This window comes from Bradyrhizobium sp. BWC-3-1 (assembly GCF_032917965.1).
Lineage (GTDB): Bacteria > Pseudomonadota > Alphaproteobacteria > Rhizobiales > Xanthobacteraceae > Bradyrhizobium > Bradyrhizobium canariense_D.
The window spans coordinates 7,382,280-7,398,349 of the sequence record NZ_CP136625.1 but is presented as its reverse complement, the minus strand read 5'-3'; the positions used below and the strand labels follow the sequence as shown (position 1 = coordinate 7,398,349).

At 62.6% G+C, this 16,070-nt stretch carries 14 protein-coding genes, 1 tRNA gene and 2 pseudogenes; 6 read left to right on the top strand and 11 right to left on the bottom strand.

The annotated features are described in order from the left end of the window. Positions 1-29 precede the first annotated feature (29 nt). Positions 30-461: a hypothetical protein gene (locus RX329_RS35595; protein ID WP_317245062.1), complete on the top strand. Its 432-nt coding sequence runs from the start codon at positions 30-32 to the stop codon at positions 459-461. A gap of 1,057 nt (positions 462-1,518) precedes the next feature. Here the strand turns inward: RX329_RS35595 and RX329_RS35590 are convergent. Further along, on the bottom strand, positions 1,519-1,695 hold the full coding sequence (locus tag RX329_RS35590; protein WP_158091660.1) for a hypothetical protein: 177 nt from the start codon (positions 1,693-1,695) through the stop codon (positions 1,519-1,521). A 344-nt stretch (positions 1,696-2,039) separates the two neighbouring features. On the opposite strand from RX329_RS35590, the gene RX329_RS35585 reads away from it, so the two are divergent. Continuing rightward, complete coding sequence (locus RX329_RS35585) at positions 2,040-2,993, top strand: hypothetical protein (protein ID WP_317245061.1); 954 nt, start codon at positions 2,040-2,042, stop codon at positions 2,991-2,993. Positions 2,994-3,758: 765 nt separating this feature from the next. On the opposite strand, the gene RX329_RS35580 is transcribed toward RX329_RS35585, so the two are convergent. The 6 genes and pseudogenes from RX329_RS35580 to RX329_RS35555 form a co-directional block, all read right to left on the bottom strand. Beyond that, positions 3,759-3,980: a hypothetical protein gene (locus RX329_RS35580; protein ID WP_231188878.1), complete on the bottom strand. Its 222-nt coding sequence runs from the start codon at positions 3,978-3,980 to the stop codon at positions 3,759-3,761. Continuing rightward, a pseudogene (ligD, locus tag RX329_RS35575) lies at positions 3,980-4,898 on the bottom strand (non-homologous end-joining DNA ligase). Before ligD ends, RX329_RS35580 begins: the two are co-directional and overlap by 1 nt. Before the next feature lie 37 nt (positions 4,899-4,935). Further along, positions 4,936-5,296: pseudogene (locus tag RX329_RS35570) on the bottom strand (hypothetical protein). 169 nt (positions 5,297-5,465) lie between these two features. Further along, a complete protein-coding gene (locus tag RX329_RS35565; protein WP_317245060.1) occupies positions 5,466-5,843 on the bottom strand; it encodes a hypothetical protein in 378 nt (125 codons plus the stop codon). A 34-nt stretch (positions 5,844-5,877) separates the two neighbouring features. Next, positions 5,878-6,414 carry an MBL fold metallo-hydrolase gene (locus RX329_RS35560; RefSeq protein ID WP_317245059.1) on the bottom strand — a complete coding sequence of 179 codons (537 nt, stop codon included), beginning with the start codon at positions 6,412-6,414 and terminating at the stop codon, positions 5,878-5,880. 201 nt (positions 6,415-6,615) lie between these two features. After that, complete coding sequence (locus tag RX329_RS35555; protein WP_231188871.1) at positions 6,616-6,789, bottom strand: hypothetical protein; 174 nt, start codon at positions 6,787-6,789, stop codon at positions 6,616-6,618. A gap of 520 nt (positions 6,790-7,309) precedes the next feature. On the opposite strand from RX329_RS35555, the gene RX329_RS35550 reads away from it, so the two are divergent. Next, positions 7,310-7,516 (top strand): hypothetical protein, encoded by a 207-nt coding sequence (locus tag RX329_RS35550; protein WP_231188869.1) that lies wholly within the window; start codon positions 7,310-7,312, stop codon positions 7,514-7,516. 1,002 nt (positions 7,517-8,518) lie between these two features. Here RX329_RS35550 and RX329_RS35545 read toward each other — a convergent pair. The 3 genes from RX329_RS35545 to RX329_RS35535 form a co-directional block, all read right to left on the bottom strand. Beyond that, positions 8,519-8,593: transfer RNA gene (locus RX329_RS35545), tRNA-Val, on the bottom strand. Between the two features lie 156 nt (positions 8,594-8,749). Beyond that, positions 8,750-10,048 carry a hypothetical protein gene (locus RX329_RS35540; protein WP_018458351.1) on the bottom strand — a complete coding sequence of 433 codons (1,299 nt, stop codon included), beginning with the start codon at positions 10,046-10,048 and terminating at the stop codon, positions 8,750-8,752. Between the two features lie 119 nt (positions 10,049-10,167). Continuing rightward, positions 10,168-10,773: a DUF1134 domain-containing protein gene (locus RX329_RS35535; protein WP_018458350.1), complete on the bottom strand. Its 606-nt coding sequence runs from the start codon at positions 10,771-10,773 to the stop codon at positions 10,168-10,170. A 139-nt stretch (positions 10,774-10,912) separates the two neighbouring features. On the opposite strand from RX329_RS35535, the gene RX329_RS35530 reads away from it, so the two are divergent. Further along, a complete protein-coding gene (locus RX329_RS35530) occupies positions 10,913-11,398 on the top strand; it encodes a YHS domain-containing (seleno)protein (RefSeq protein ID WP_085348585.1) in 486 nt (161 codons plus the stop codon). Between the two features lie 15 nt (positions 11,399-11,413). Here RX329_RS35530 and RX329_RS35525 read toward each other — a convergent pair whose 3' ends face one another. Next, positions 11,414-12,241, bottom strand: coding sequence for a 3'(2'),5'-bisphosphate nucleotidase CysQ (locus RX329_RS35525; RefSeq protein ID WP_085357380.1), 828 nt, complete (start codon positions 12,239-12,241; stop codon positions 11,414-11,416). Between the two features lie 171 nt (positions 12,242-12,412). Between RX329_RS35525 and chpT the strand changes: the two genes are divergently transcribed. Next, positions 12,413-13,066: a histidine phosphotransferase ChpT gene (gene chpT / locus RX329_RS35520; protein WP_018458347.1), complete on the top strand. Its 654-nt coding sequence runs from the start codon at positions 12,413-12,415 to the stop codon at positions 13,064-13,066. 197 nt (positions 13,067-13,263) lie between these two features. Beyond that, the gene (locus RX329_RS35515) at positions 13,264-16,056 is read left to right on the top strand and encodes a hybrid sensor histidine kinase/response regulator (RefSeq protein ID WP_317245058.1); all 2,793 of its coding nucleotides are present in this window, start codon (positions 13,264-13,266) and stop codon (positions 16,054-16,056) included. Positions 16,057-16,070 lie beyond the last annotated feature (14 nt).

Here is a 16,070-nt window from a genome sequence, read left to right as displayed (position 1 = left end):
GGCTTCACCGCATGACGGGAGACAATGTGATGATCGTCAACGCTATCGGTCATAGACGGTGCCGAACATGCCACTACGCGGCAGCGGCGGGCCATCCCATGCCCGTTGAGAAGGTCGAGGAGATCAAAGCAGCGGTAGCAAACGGCGCGACTTTCAACCAGATATGTAACGGCCATCCGCCCGGAGCCGGGGAGACCGACAGGTCCCTGATACTCACCACAGCGCCAAAGTTGCAGCGGCAACGCAAGCTCGATCCTGAGTTCGATGCGTTCGTGACGAAGCACTTCGAGGCCAACGTTTTCATAGGTCAGATCCTTCGTCACAACAAAGATGTGCCCGAAGAGATGAAGAGGACGCTGCGTCTGATCGGGAAGATCAGGCACAAAGTCAAGGCATCGTGCGCGAAACTGCCTCGCCTTCACGAGCAACGCCCAAGGGTGCGTTTACGATCACGTTGCTGAGCAACATGGGCTCTCTCCCCTTGGGCAGCCCGGCCGGCGAGAACGTAATCACGGCCAATCGATGTCTCACGATCGGAGGCTCCGCCGGTTCACGCTGGTGGGCCCCTGCACGCGGGTGTGATGCGCATTGTGTGAAGTAGTTCACAAGTGGCAGATATAGCCAAGCATAGTGTGCGCGCTTCAGGTGGAGGGAAGCGCCATGAATGCTAATTGGACGACCTCTCGAATGTTCGCACTGACAGCCGTTGTTCTGGTGGCAGCCGGTGCCACTATGGCGATTGGCACTCCGCTCAAAGTGATTGAGCCGACTTTGGGAAAAGATTGGCAATGCAGCCGAACGTTGCTGCTTGTGACGACTTGTTCTCACTCGGGCGTTCGACCGGAATAAGAACCACTTTCAACGACCATCATTTGAAGGTTCCCACGCAAAAAAATGCAACCTTCCGTCGGCCGCCTTTGGTGATTGCGCGCTTGTGTAGGGAGCTAAGCGCCATTCAGCGGTGCAGAGAATCCCTCGATCGCATTCATCTGCGAGCTTAAGAAGCAGGTCAACGTTAGCCTTGTCGCCTGAAGCGAGGGCTAACCTGCGATATCGGTTGGCACGGGCGTTGCTCACGAATCCCGATCTCAACGCTACAAAACAAAGACATTGGTCCTAGTCCGTCCGCCGCTCGCGCGATTACCACCAGAAAAGCGGCAGGTTCATCCACGCAGCACCTACTTCGGCGGAGGCAAATCGCCTTGAAGGCATCGGCCCACTTTGGAGTGCATAGGATCTTCGCACGCGGCAAGGGTCGCAAGTACGTGATTGCAGACAGCGCACTGAAACGTATGCAAGTCCACGCCTGCGCGTTCTAGCTCGATACTGACCAGCATCATCGAAGATTTGCACATCGGACAGGCGGGGCGCTGCAATGCGATGGGCGCAAAGGCGGGCGGCGGGTGTTCAGATTGGGTCATAGGTGCTTCCCTCAAGGTGGGAGCCCAACACTCTCAGTCACCGGTAATGCCTCGGTGCGGACGCCGGCGATGGAACGAGTATGCGCCGAATGGGGTCTTAATCGCGAGTCAATTCCCGGTGCGCTGGTTCGTGCGCCAGCGGTTTGCGGCGCGCGCCCGCCGGCTTGCCCTTCCGGACCATCATGCTGTGCCGCTTCAGCGGCAACGTGAGCTGCTTGTCAAAGCGCCTGGTCCCGTTGGCGCTGAGGAAGCCCTCAAGGGCGGCCCGCTTCATCGTCGCTGTCGACCGCGCGCTGGGCCAGCGCGTCCGCGGGTCAGTCAGACTTCCGGAGCGCTCGTTCGCTAGCAGCCAACGTCCGGTAGCTCCGTTCCATGGCTTCCAGATGCTTGCGCGCGAAGGGGTCCTTTACCGTCTCCAGCGCGATCCGGTATCGCCCCCGCAGTGCTCGCTGTAGCGCCCGCGCTGCCCACCGAGACCCGCAGATCGGCGCCGGACGTTTACGGTGAGCCAGGGGGAAAGCAGGGATAACTCTAGCATATGAGGAACATTGGGTGGTTGCGGTGTAGGTTGCCGCAACCAGCCCGCCGGCTGATTCGTCCCTCCGAGGAAATCAACGAATGTCCAAGGATTTCAGTCGCCTGCCGCCGAAGCCGGGCCAATTGCAAATCAACCAAAAGCAGGGCTCACTGCCCCTTGAGATCGACAAACAGACGGAGATCCAAGGTATCGGAATGGGCGTCCTCAAGGACGGAACGCCGTTCCTAAATCAACGCGGCTTGGCCCGCCTTTGCGGCGTCGAGAATGCCCATATCGGGACGATCAGTTCGCAGTGGAATGAGCCCGATCAGAAGCCCAGGATCAAAGCGGTCAAAGAGCTTCTTGCCAGTCGCGGTATCACCGTAGAGTCACCGCACCTTGTTCTGACTGTGGAAGGCAAACCAATGTTTGCCTACCCTGACAAGGTCAGCTTGGCGATCCTCGAATACTATGCATTCGAGGCCGGCAACAATGCCCGCGAAGAAGCCCGGAAGAACTTCCGCATCCTCGCCGGGAGCGCGCTGCAAGACTTTATCTACACTCAAACCGGCGACGACCCGTCCCAGCAAATCCCGATAGCTTGGCAGCTCTTCCACGACCGAGTATCGCTGGTTTACGATAGCGTGCCGGCGGGGCACTTCAGCATCTTCAAGGAAATTGCTGATTTGATCGTGACGCTGATCCGTGGCGGCGCTCCGGTGGGGCCTTCTTTGATTCCAGACGGCAGCGTGGGGATTCAGTGGGGCAAGCACTGGACCGATGGCGAGCTTGACGCGTTGTTTGGGCCTCGCATCAAATACGATCACGAATATCCCCCAAACTTCCCGCAGTCAGCGTCCAACCCCCAACACGTTTGGTGCTACCCCGACGCTTCGCTTCCCGAATTTCGGCGGTGGGCTCGCGAGCATTATATTCCGAATTGTTTGCCTGGCTATCTGGGCGGAAAAGAGCGGCAAGGCCTTCTGCCGCCCTCGTTCACCCAACTTGCAATAGCGGCGATCCAATCCCGCAAGGATATTCCACGCCTCACCTGAGGCGTGCTTTTGTTCGCTCGGGGGCCGACTTGATCGGCGTCGCCCAGCGGCACTCCCGGCGCTCTGAACCGCAATTGAATTGGCAGCCGGGAGCATTGGGGCTGAAGCATGACCAGTGCCATGTTCGCCCCAGAATGACAATGTGTCTCCGGTAGTTGTACGGAGTCCATTTTCGGAACGGAGTGTTCTACCGTCGGAACACCGGCGAGATTTTGAGTACCACTTTTTAATTTGCCCGGGATGGCCGCAGTGGGGCTGGAACCACGCTGCGGCCTTTCTCTTGAGCGAACCCAATTCTTTTTTGACCCGTATCTGACGACGCAGTGTTTTCCGGGGGACGATTTGTGAGCATCCAAGGCATCGTGGCGACTATATTGGAGCAAGAGCTCGCCGCGCGGGGCGTGCGGTCATTGCGGCATTCCGATTGCATGGAGATAGTGGAAAATCTGATCGTTCGCTTGAAGGAGTTGGACCAGGAATTAGCTGCGCGGAATAGCGAGCGAAGCTAGACGCTCACCACGCCTTTGCGTAAGTGACCTCGGAGGCTCGCCGCCTATCTCTTCCGGAAGAACTGGGCCAAATCCGCCAATAGGCCGAAGCTGAACCGGAAGCCCGCTGGCGGTCGCGGTCGGTCGTCTTCCGAGGTGGCATTGCAGTGTGGGCAAGGGTCGCCGGCTGCGCCGCAGCCGCAGGCGTGCGGCCCATCCCAAGAGCGGTCTGGATGGGCTTCGCAGACCCAGCCAGTGTCTTCGCAGGCGGCGCAGTTCATGGATCAACCTTCGGGCCATCCGATCTTGGCCTCGGATGCACGCGCGCGTCGACCAAGACCTCGGTGATGGCATCGCGAAGCCCGTCGCGATCGAGGATGCGGATCAGCCGGTCGACCGTCGCCTCCGCGTCGCTCTCGTGCGTGAGGTAGTCGGCCAGCGCCATCATGGCGAGGTCGTAGCTCTGTTCGATTTGCTCGGCTGGGGTCAGGCGAGCCATCACAGGTCCTCCCGCAGGCCTTTGAAGAATGGATGCCGGACCTTGCCCTCGGCCGACTTGCCCCGGTACTCGATCTCAGCGAGTAGCTTGGGCTCGACCCAGATGCCCTTGTGCGCGACGCGCTTGGCGTAGGGCTGCGTCTTCCGGATCAGCGGCTTAAGCCGCTTCCGCAGCTCGGCCTCTGCCGACTTGTCGAAGCCATGGTCGACCTTGCCGGCATAGACGAGGTCCTCGCCATTGCGCCGACCCAGGAAGATGCCGTCCCACTTGCTGCCGTCCAGGGCGAAGCCAGCGATGGCCAGGGTCTCGCGATGAGCACAGGTCGTCTTGACCCAGTAGTCGCCGCGCCCGCCGAGATAAGGTGAGTCCGCCACCTTGGAGACGATGCCCTCCAGTCCGGCTTGGCAGGCACGCTGATAGAGTTCGGCGCCGTCCACCGAAGTGCTCGCTGTACTGGATAGGCGTGTCGGAAATCAGCTCCTTGAGAATCGCCTTGCGCTTGTCCAGGGGCAAGCGGCGAAGGTCTCGACCTTTGAAGTACAGCAGGTCGAACGCCACCATGATGATGTTCTGGGCACGGCCCCTCAGGCTGTTCTGGAGCTGCGAGAAGTCCGTCTTGCCGCCTTCACCGGGGACGACGATCTCGCCGTCGACGATGGCGGAGCTGGCTGTGATCGGGATTGCGTCCTCGGCGATCTTGCGAAACCGCCTGGTCCAGTCGTGGCCGCGCCGGGTGAAGACCTTGATCTCCTCGCCAACGACGTGGAGCTGGGCGCGGTAGCCGTCGTACTTGATCTCATGCAGCCAGCGGTCACCGCGAGGAACCCGCTCGACTTGCTCGGCCAGCAGAGGCTCGATGAAGCCGGGATACGGCGCCTTCACCCCGATCGGCACGACCTTCTTACGCTGGGACGCCACTCACAGACTCCACGCAACATCAGATTACAGATTGAGGTCAGGCGGCTCCCCGTAGAGGCAGCGCCAGTTGAACGGCAAACGGCCTGGAAGCGTTGGCCTCGATCAACGCCTGTAAGGCTGGCGTGATCTCGGCGCGCCCTGTGACGCGCTCGGCAAACTCGTCGGCGATCTCGCTGGTGGCATCGCGAGACCAGCCCTAAGTCGTATTGAAGGCGACGATGCGGACTGGATAGGCGTACTGGCCAGACATCAGGTCGCGGATGATGGTCTCGACGTTGGTGTCCTGCTCGTCGGTCTCGCGCTAGGAGCAGCCGGCGCGGGCGCCGAAGCCTTCCAAGACGAGGTAAATGTCCCCGATCGAGCCGATCCAGCGGCACGATCGACGGCGCATGACGCATGACGCAACTCCTACTCAAAGAGGAGCAATTGTCCGGCTGGCGGATCGTTCCGGCCGCTCCTTCTGGCTGGCTGAGCCAGGACCGGGACCAACCATGAAAGAGGCCGCCTATTGAGGCGGCCTCAGTTCTTGTGTTCCGCAGGTGCTTACCTTGAGCTATCTCAAGGTATTTATTCCGCGCATGAACACGTGCGAACACGAGTGTAGATATCTTCGTTTTTGCCTACAGATGCGATTGCGTTGCCGCGACCTTGAGCTGGGAACGCGCCGAGCCACCGGTTGAGGACTGCCGGGGTGACGTTGCGTCGGCTGCCATGATGAGGAATCTGAACGAGAGTTGGCTGAAGACTGGGAAAATTGTTCTCAGCGTAGTCGGCTGCTTCGTTAAGCCCGTCTGGACCAACATCGGCGGTCAGCAGGATGCTCTTAGTACCGAATGTCCCCATCTGAACTACCGAAGTCTCGTTCGAAGCGGAGGTGCTTGGAGGGTTGTTGTTCAGCGTTTCGAGGTCGAGACGCTCCTTTATTTTTTCGACCACGTTGCGCAAAGCGCTTCCGAAGACCGATCCGAGTCCGGCCGTGTCACTCCGGTAAGCTTGTGGGGGTCTTGTCGAGATCAGGAATGAGACGAACGTAGCGTTCACGACTAGGAGCCAAGACTTTGAAAGCACCTATCTGAGCACCTTGCAGAGGTGCACGGATTTGGATGCCTCGCTCGGCCGCAATTGTTTCCATCTCCACCAGATAGGGATGCATTTCCCGCATTCGCTTGACGAGGCCCTCACGAGTGTAGGCGCCGTGAAACTTATCGAGCACTTCGTCCACGTAGTCCCAGGGGCGGTTCATCCAGAGCGTGTGGATGGTAAAGCCCTCATGTTGGAGCACCTTTATCAGGCCGCACGCGTGATCATTGTCTGCGTGGGACAAGACGACATTGGCGATGTTGGCGGGCTTCGCGTAGTACCGCTCGACGTGGGAAATGATCTGCTCGCCAGTGTCGGTAAAGCCGCCATCCACAATGTTGATGTAAAATGCGCTGTCTTTGGTATCGCCCCATCGGACGACAATAGCGTCGCCATTGCTGTCACCAGCCCGGAGGAAATCGATTTCGTACGGCAATGCACGCTCCTATGCACGGCCGTCGTCTCGGACGGTCGTGAGCTGAGGCGATCTGGGCAAAAATCGGAAAGTTGTGTAGGCCCCTAGCTGCAGCTATGTGGTGCGTCTGCCTTTTGAAGCAATAGTAAGAAAGGAGGAATCGCGCAGTCTTCCACTGACACTTGATTTATATATACGTCAGCAGACCTGAGGCATGCTGCACTAAGCCGCTTCTTTGGTGGCTGCATCGCTGCGTCGTGTGCGCGAAATATAGTCCGCAATGGCATCCACTGCTTGCCGCTTCTCAGCCTGCATGTCGTAACGGTCATAGGTCTTTCCGCTGCCGACAATGGCATGATGCGTGAGCGCCTCCGTCGTGTCGCGCGGGATTCCCATCGTCCGCGCCCAGGTCGTGGCTGACCGGCGCGCGTCATGCGGAGACCATTCGGCCATTTTCAACTTCAGCCGGAGACGGCGCACAGCTTGCGACAGGGCATGTCGGTCAATCGGCTTGTCGCCCTTGCCCCGAGTGGACGGGAAGACGTACGGGCTATCGTGTAACCAGCAGGCTCCATAGTTCGAATGCGCCCTTCTTCTCCACGCCACAACGGCGCACGCCATGCGGCGTAGACCCTCGCGGGAAGGGATTCGGAGCTCCTCACCGGGGGCACTCGAGAAAGGGCCCGCCGTGATGAAGTATGCCGGCGTCGCTATCACTGCTCCGTTCCCGGGTGCCCTCTTAACTAATAGGAGCGAGCCCCACGCCGGTCGGCAGCGCGGCCGGACCCAGGCTGATCGAGCAGAAAGACGGCTCATCACAAGGGTCAAACGCTGCCAATCGCCGTGGTTGCAATGGTAAAAGTTCCTTCGCCGACTTACTGGGGGCAGGATGGTTAAGGCATTTCGGAATTTGATCATGGCACTTACTTTTGTGGGAGTTGCCGGCTGCAACATGTTTTGGAATTTCATGAACGACTATATGGCCTATGGCCTTGCGCTGGCGGCTTCAGTTGCAGCCGGCTTTTGCGTTGAGCGCATCTTCATCGAGCGGTCCCGTCGGGAGATGATCCGCCTCCATGGCGCGGACTGGCATTCGGCGGAGAACCGACAGCTCGACTCATGAGCATCACCTGTCGCGCGCTCATCGTTTTCATCATCCGATTGCTCGCATTCGACCCGAGGGGCCTAGCCCGATGATCAAACCAGTCCATCCATTCCGGTTCGCACGCATCGAGCGCCTGCGAGAACTGCTTGAACCAGACTCCGACACGGCAGTTGATCTGAATGCGGGTGTGAGCACCACGGAGCTGGTGAGACCCGATCCGCCAATGCTCGATGCAGGCTTGATAATCGGTCGTGATCCAGGAAGGGGCGAACTGGGCCCTTCGTTGCGAGCCATGCGAGCACTACGGCACGGCAACCGGTCAATACGCCCGAATAGCACCACGATCTGGAAGAGCGATGACCATAAGCCGGCCCCGAGGTAGGGGATGCCGAAAGCGAACTCCCGGCTCCGTTGGTCCTTATCGCTTACAATATTGCCACAGGGCTCTCGTCGTAGTCGTCACCAGCGCCAGCCGTCCGAACTAAGTCGGGCGCGAGGCTTACGGCAACAGCTGGCGGAGAAGCAGTGCATGAGCTGGCAACCTGATGATTGAAGGCGGCCCTATGTGGTGTCCCTCACCGGACGGCAGGTCGTCACTGGAAACCAGCACTATCTGCTCTGGCGACGTGGTCTCGAGAACCACTTCGAGCGACATTGCCGAGCCGACGCGGCGGCAACTCATGGCGTTAGTGGACAACCCAGCCAATGAGCGGCAAGAGCGGAGCCTCAAAGGACTCGGCGGGACCACTATACCTTCCTCCGTGGTACCTCGGCGAAGGTTGCCTCGAGCACAACGTGCTCGCGCCTATCGAGCGCCAACGAAACCCGTGCCCAAAGGTCGCGCGACGACGCGTCTCGTGGTGAAAGATCGACGAGCTTTCTTGTTTGCCGTCGGGCCGGGAGCGGCGGGCGAAGGTAGAGGGATGATCTTTTTTGCAGCGTGCCCGGGTTGTGCCCCAGACTTTTCGGGGCACAATGTAGGGGAAGCAAGTCGCTAAGTCACTAAAAATGCTGGAGAAATGGTGGGCGCACAAGGGATCGAACCTTGGACCTCTCCCGTGTGAAGGGAACGCTCTCCCGCTGAGCTATGCACCCGAAACCATCATGCAGGCGACCCGAGTTTCGGCCGCCGATGCTTTGGAGCCCGCGATTTAGAAGTGCAGGCCGAAGGTGTCAAGTTTCGAGGCGCTGCCGGGCCGGAAAACCTTCCCCCGGACCCGCAATTCGGCGGTCAGACCATCTTGGGGCCGCTTACGCGCCCTGCTGGCGGGCGCGGGAGGCGTGGGCCTGGAGCGCGCGGATGCGTTCGGCCAGTGTTCCGCCGCCTTCGGGCAGGGTGCCTGCGGCGGTGCCGTTGGCAGGGGCGTCGTTGGCCGGGCGTGGCGCCGGCCTCGGCGGCTGGCCGGCCTCCGCCGCGAGCAGGGCCTCGATCGGCGAGTTCGGCCCTTCGAGCTGCATCGCGAGCTTGGCCACCTCGGCTGCGATGTCGTTGATGCGTTCGCGCAGCAGCGCGTTCTCCATCCGCTCGGTCGCCCAGGAGCTCTCGGCCTGTTGCTGGATCGCGTTGATGTCGCGCTGGAGCTTGGCGCGCTCGTCGCGGGCGGTGCGCAGCTGCTCCTCGAGCGCGGTCTTTTCCGCGCGGATCGATTCCATTGCGGCCGAGGACTTGCCGCCGCTCAACGCCGCGATCTCAACGCGCAGCTCCTTGATGATGCGCTCATTGGCCTCGTTGGCCTGGCGGAGCTGGTTGTTCTCATAGTCGCGTTCGGCGAGCAGCTTGCCCTGCGTGGCAAGGCGTCCCTCGAGATCGCCGACGCGGCCCGACAACATCTCGGCCTCTTTCACCTGCACGATGAGTTGGCGATCGAGGTCGGTGACGCGCTGGCTCAGATTCTCGACGCGGCCGCGGGCGTCGCCGAGCTCGCGCGAGGCGGTCTCGGACTCGGTGCGCTCCTGCGCCAGCCGCGCCTGCGTCGCGGCAAATTCCTTTTCGGCGTCGCCGACGCGGTGCTTCAGCTCCTCGATCTGCGCACGGACCGCGACCAGCTCGACCTGACGGCTCTCCGCCATCATCGAGCGGTCGGACAGTTCGGAATTGATCTTTGCGAGCTCGCCCTGCTTGTCGGTCAGCGCGAGCTCGGCGGCGCGCAGGGCTGCGGTCTTGGTGTTGAATTCCTCTTCGGTGGCGCGGAGCTGCTCCTTCACCGCCTTCTCGCGCGCTTCGAGCGCGAAGATCGTGGCGTTCTTCTCGCCGAGCTCGATCTTCATGCGGTTGATGGCGTCGCTCTTCTTGCCGAGCTCGGCGAGCTGGCTCGTGGTCTTGTTCTTGAGCTGGTCGACGCTCATCTCCAGCCGTCGCGCCGACATGGCGAACTCGGCGCGGAGCTGGTCCTTGTCGGCCTGGATCTCGGCCATCGACAACGGCGTGGCGGCCTCGAGCCGGCGCGTGGTCAGGCGCACGGCGCGGTTATGCACCAGCGGCACGATCGCGAGCCCGCACAGCATCGAGAGCAGGAAACCGATCGCCAGGTACATGATCGGTTCGACCATGGGCCAGAACTCCCAAAGCTAAGGAAAAATTTACCAAGGACATTGCATGCGGGGCTGGCAAAAAGCCAGCCCCGACATGTCGTTAACCTTGATCCGTCGCCGGAGCGGAAAGCGGAACGCTAGAACGGGTTCCAGGTCGCGCGCGGGGTGAATTTCAAATAGCCGATATTGGCTCCCAGCCGCAGGCCGAGGCCCGAGCGGATCGGCACCAGCACGATGTTGTTGGCGGTGAGCGCCGTCATGCCGAAGCCGCCGATGATGTAGGCCGAGCCGTCGAGGCCGGCGAAGCGCTGGTAGATCGCGTTGGTGGCGGGCAGATTATAGACCAGCGTCATGGTGCGCGCGCCGTCGCCACCCCAGTCGAAGCCGAGCGAGGGACCCTGCCAGTAGACCCTGAGGTCACCGGCGTTCTTGGTGTAGAGCGTGCCTTCGCCGTAGCGCAGGCCGGCGACGAAAGCGCCGGACCCTTCCTCACCGAGGATATAGCCGTTGGGCAGGCCCCATTGGCTGACCGCCTTCTCGATGATCGAGGCGAGACCGCGCGAGACGTTGCCGAAGAAGCGGTGCCCGGCGTTCACGAGTTCGTCCGGCCCATAGGTGCTGGGCGTCTGGGTCCGCTGCGGCGGCGGCAAGTCGGGCGGCGGCGGCTGCTGGGCGGAAGCCGGACTGATCCACCCGACCATCGCGGCAAGCGCGACTGCGGCAAGGCGTGATGCGAAAGTCATAAAAGAACCCCTGGTATCGAATCCGGTCGCTTCCTTAACCTGGCGCCAACAGGCGCGGCTCTAGGTTGCGCCGGATGTCCCCTCGACTCGGATGTTATCCGCAGCAACTATGACGGCACAACGGCAGGAAGCCAGCCCTTTGCGCCCCGGAATTGCCTTGATCGGCCTTCTGGTCTGCATGCTGTCGGGCATTTGGATCCTCTGCGTGGGGTCGCCGGCGCAGGCGGCCACCACCGAGCGGATCGTCGTCAACCGCTTCAGCGGCGTGGCGATCGAGGGCTTCGACCCCGTGGCCTATTTCGTCGCTGGCACGGCCGTGCAGGGGACGGCCGAGTTCGAGGCGAACCTGTGGGGCGCCGTCTGGCGCTTTCGGAACGAGGGCAACCGGGCGTCTTTCCTCGCCCATCCCGAGGTCTACGGGCCGCAGTTCGGCGGCTACGATCCGGTCGATATCGCCCGCGGCGTCATCATCGCCGGTAACCCCCGCTTCTTCGCGATCGCGGCGCAGCGGCTCTATCTGTTCAGCCGGGAAGCCAATCGCGACGCCTTCGCCGCCAATCCCGAGCGCTTCCTCTATGAGGTGGGCAAGCGCTGGCCGGCCCTCCAGGACAAGCTCAGCCAGTAGGCGCCCTTTACGACCTCAGAGTCTTGCCGCCTGCGGGTCACCCCAGGCGATGAACTCCGGGATGATGAAGCCGCCATCGTGCCGCTCGCCGAAGCGGAGCACGCCGCCCTTGCCATCGGTCACGCTGCCGCCGGCCGCGGTCACGACCGCGTAGCCGGCCCCGACGTCCCATTCACAAGTGGGCCCGAAGCGGGGGTAGATGTCGGCACTGCCTTCCGCGATCCGTCCGAATTTCACGGCCGAGCCGACCGCCTTTCTGACGGCGCTGGGGCGATGATCGATGAACGCCTCGGTTCGGGGATCTCCATGCGAGCGGCTCACCGCGGCGATCCAGGGTTCGCCCAGGGGCGGCAGCTTGCGGGTATGGATCGGCTCGGCAGCGCCGATGGTTGCGCCGTCGAACCCGACGCGCTCGGCGCCACGGCCGACGATGCCGCGCCAGAGCAGCCCGAGTGCCGGCGCGCTGACGATGCCCAGCAGCGGCACGCCCGATGTCACCAGGGCAAGGTTGACGGTGAACTCGTCGCGCCCGGCGACGAACTCCTTGGTGCCGTCGAGCGGGTCGATCAGGAAGAAGCTGGCGCGGAACGGCGGCGAGGCGAGCTGGGTCCGCTCTTCCGAGAGCGTCGGGATGTCGCCCGCAAGCTGTGCCAGCCCGTCCGCGATGATGCGGTCGGCCGCAAGGTCGGCCTCGGTCACCGGCGAGCCGTCCTGCTTGCCGTCGACCCGCATCGCTGCGCGGTTGACCGCGAGGATGGCTTCGCCCGCCTTCACCACCAGGGCGGTGAGCGGCTCCATCAGGTGGGAGGCGGCCGCGCCGTCGATGATCCGCTTCACCTGCATGCCTCATTCATCGGCAATTCCATCCCTAAGCGAGTGATTCGCCGCGGCATTAGGGCCGCTTCGAACCGATCGCAAGCTAGCTGCCACGTGCCAGCGAATGTTAGAACCTGCGGCATTCGTCAAGCATGCTTGATTCGCTGCGTCCGCGCCGTGCAATTCCAGGAACCCTTTATGTCTGACGCTTCGTCACCCGCTACCGCCACCGCTCCAGATGCGCTCGAACTCGCTGCGCTGCTGTGCTCGCGGGTCTGCCACGATCTCATCAGCCCTGTCGGCGCCATCGTCAATGGGCTCGAAGTGCTCGACGACGATCCCAAGCCCGACGACCGCGAGTTCGCACTCGACTTGATACGCAAGAGCGCGAAAACCGCCTCCGCTCGCCTCCAGTTCTGCCGCCTCGCTTTTGGTGCGGCCGGCTCGTCCGGCGCGCAGATCGATCTCGGCGATGCCCAGACCATGGCGCGCGGCCACATCGAGGACGGCAAGTGCTCGATCACCTGGAATCTGCCGCGGATCTTGCTGCCGAAGAATCGCGTCAAGCTGCTGCTCAACATGCTGGTCGTTTCGCAGCACACGATCCCGCGCGGCGGCACGCTGACGATCGATCCGATCGGCGAGGGCGAGACCATGAGCTTCCGCATCACCGCGACCGGACATAATGCGCGCCTGCCGCAGAACATCTCCGAGCTCCTGAGCGGCGAGCGCGGCCCGGCTGCGGATGCACATGCGATCCAGCCTTATTATACGCGGCTGTTGGCAGAGGCTTGCGGGCTGACCGTGAGGCTCGCGCACGAAGGCGAGGCCATCACCATTATCGCGTCGTAGACACGCCGCCGCTCTCAAACGTTAATCGAATCTTTACGAGGCGCTTCGGCTTGTCCGGAGCGCCTTATCTCTTTGTTGGTTCCGTTCTTTTCCACATACTCAACCATTATTAAACGCTTTGCGGTGAAGCTGGCCCCATTCCGAATTGGCGCATCACGTCTTGTGTGCGCGCCCTCCCTGTATGAAGGCCTGTTTTCATGGATGATCTGTTGCGGGAGTTTTTGACGGAAACCAGCGAGAGCCTGGACACCGTGGACAATCAGCTGGTGAAGTTCGAACAGGAGCCGAACAACGCCAAGATCCTGGATAACATTTTCCGGCTGGTCCACACCATCAAGGGCACGTGCGGCTTCCTCGGATTGCCGCGACTGGAAGCGCTGGCGCATGCCGGCGAGACGCTGATGGGAAAATTCCGTGACGGCATGCCGGTGACGGGGCAGGCGGTGACGGTGATCCTGTCCTCGATCGACCGCATCAAGGAAATTCTGGCCGGGCTGGAGGCGACCGAAGCCGAGCCCGAGGGCACCGACCGCGATCTCATCGACAAGCTGGAAGCGATGGTCGAGCAGGGCATGGCCGCCATGGCGGCCGGCGCTGCTGCTGCCGTTGCCGAAGCGCCGCCGCTGGTGCCGGACGCGCCTGTCGCCGTTGAAGCCGCGCCGACCTCCGGCGTGCTGGCCGACCAGAGCCTGGAGCGTCCGCTGCGTCCGGGCGAAGTCTCGCTCGACGAGCTCGAGCGTGCCTTCCGCGAGACCGCGATCGAAGTGCCGGTCCCGGTTGCCAAGGCCGAAGTCAAGGCGGAGCCTCCGCCGGCCGCTGAAGCCCCGGTGCCTGTTGCCAAGGAAGCAGCGAAGGAAGCCAAGGCGCCCAAGGACAAGGCCGTGCCGAAGAAGTCGATCGCCGACGAGGGCGCCGCCGAGGGAGCCAGCATCGCCAACCAGTCGATCCGCGTCAACGTGGATACGCTTGAGCATCTGATGACCATGGTCTCGGAGCTGGTGCTGACCCGCAACCAGCTGTTGGAGATCTCCCGCCGCAACGAGGACACCGAGTTCAAGGTGCCGTTGCAGCGGCTGTCCAACGTCACCGCCGAGCTGCAGGAAGGCGTCATGAAGACGCGCATGCAGCCGATCGGCAATGCCTGGCAGAAGCTGCCCCGCATCGTTCGCGACCTCTCGAGCGAACTCGGCAAGCAGATCGAGCTGGAGATGCACGGCGCCGACACCGAGCTCGACCGCCAGGTGCTCGACCTGATCAAGGACCCGCTCACCCACATGGTGCGCAACTCCGCCGACCATGGCCTGGAGACCCCGGCCGAGCGTCTCGCCCGCGGCAAGGGCGAGCAGGGCACCATTCGCCTGTCCGCCTATCACGAGGGCGGCCACATCATCATCTGCATCGCCGACAACGGCCGTGGCCTGAACACCGACAGGATCAAGGCCAAGGCGATCTCCTCAGGTCTGGTCACCGAGGCCGAGCTCGAGAAGATGAGCGAAGCCCAGATCCACAAGTTCATCTTCGCGCCGGGCTTCTCGACCGCGGCCGCCATCACCTCGGTGTCGGGACGCGGCGTCGGCATGGACGTGGTGCGCACCAATATCGACCAGATCGGCGGCACCATCGACATCAAGTCGGTCGCCGGTGAAGGCTCCTCCGTCACCATCAAGATCCCGCTGACGCTCGCCATCGTCTCCGCGCTGATCGTGGAAGCCGCCGGCGACCGCTTTGCGATCCCGCAGCTCTCCGTGGTCGAGCTGGTGCGGGCCCGCGCCAACTCGGAGCACCGCATCGAGCGCATCAAGGACACCGCGGTCCTCAGGCTGCGCAACAAGCTGCTGCCGCTGATCCATCTCAAGAAGCTGCTCAAGATCGACGACGGCGCCGTCTCCGATCCCGAGAACGGCTTCATCGTGGTGACGCAGGTCGGCAGCCAGACCTTCGGCATCGTCGTCGACGGCGTGTTCCACACCGAAGAAATCGTGGTCAAGCCGATGTCGACGAAGCTGCGCCACATCGACATGTTCTCGGGCAATACCATCCTGGGCGACGGCGCGGTCATCATGATCATCGACCCCAACGGCATTGCCAAGGCGCTCGGCGCCGCCGGCTCTTCGGCCCATGACATGAACAACGAGAACGGGACGCACAGCATCGGATCGGGCGAGCAGACCACCTCGCTGCTGGTGTTCCGCGCCGGCTCGGCCCAGCCCAAGGCGGTCCCGCTCGGACTCGTCACGCGCCTGGAAGAGCTTCCGGCCGACAAGATCGAGTTCTCGAACGGCCGCTACATGGTGCAGTACCGTGAGCAGCTGATGCCGCTCGTTGCCATGGAGAGCGTCACCATCGCGAGCCAGGGCGCCCAGCCGATCCTGGTGTTCTCCGACGACGGCCGCTCCATGGGCCTCGTCGTCGACGAGATCATCGACATCGTCGAGGAACGGCTTAACATCGAGGTCGGCGGATCCTCCTCCGGCATTCTCGGCTCGGCCGTGATCAAGGGCCAGGCCACCGAAGTGATCGACGTCGGCCACTTCCTGCCGATGGCGTTCGCCGACTGGTTCACCCGCAAGGAGATGAAGCCGTCGCTGCACTCGCAATCGGTGCTGCTGGTCGACGACTCGGCGTTCTTCCGCAACATGCTGGCTCCGGTGCTCAAGGCCGCCGGCTACCGCGTCCGCACCGCGCCGACCGCGCAGGAGGGCCTGGCGGCGCTGCGCGCGCAGAGCTTCGACGTGGTCCTGACCGACATCGAGATGCCCGACATGAACGGGTTCGAGTTTGCCGAGACGATTCGCTCCGACAGCAATCTGGGCGCGATGCCGATCATCGGGCTCTCCGCGCTGGTGTCGCCGGCGGCGATCGAGCGCGGCCGCCAGGCCGGCTTCCACGACTATGTCGCCAAGTTCGACCGTCCCGGTCTGATCGCGGCGCTGAAGGAACAGACCGCGGGCGCCGCCGGCGCCTCCGAGCTGAGCCGCGCAGCCGCCTAACCCCAGCGGGATGG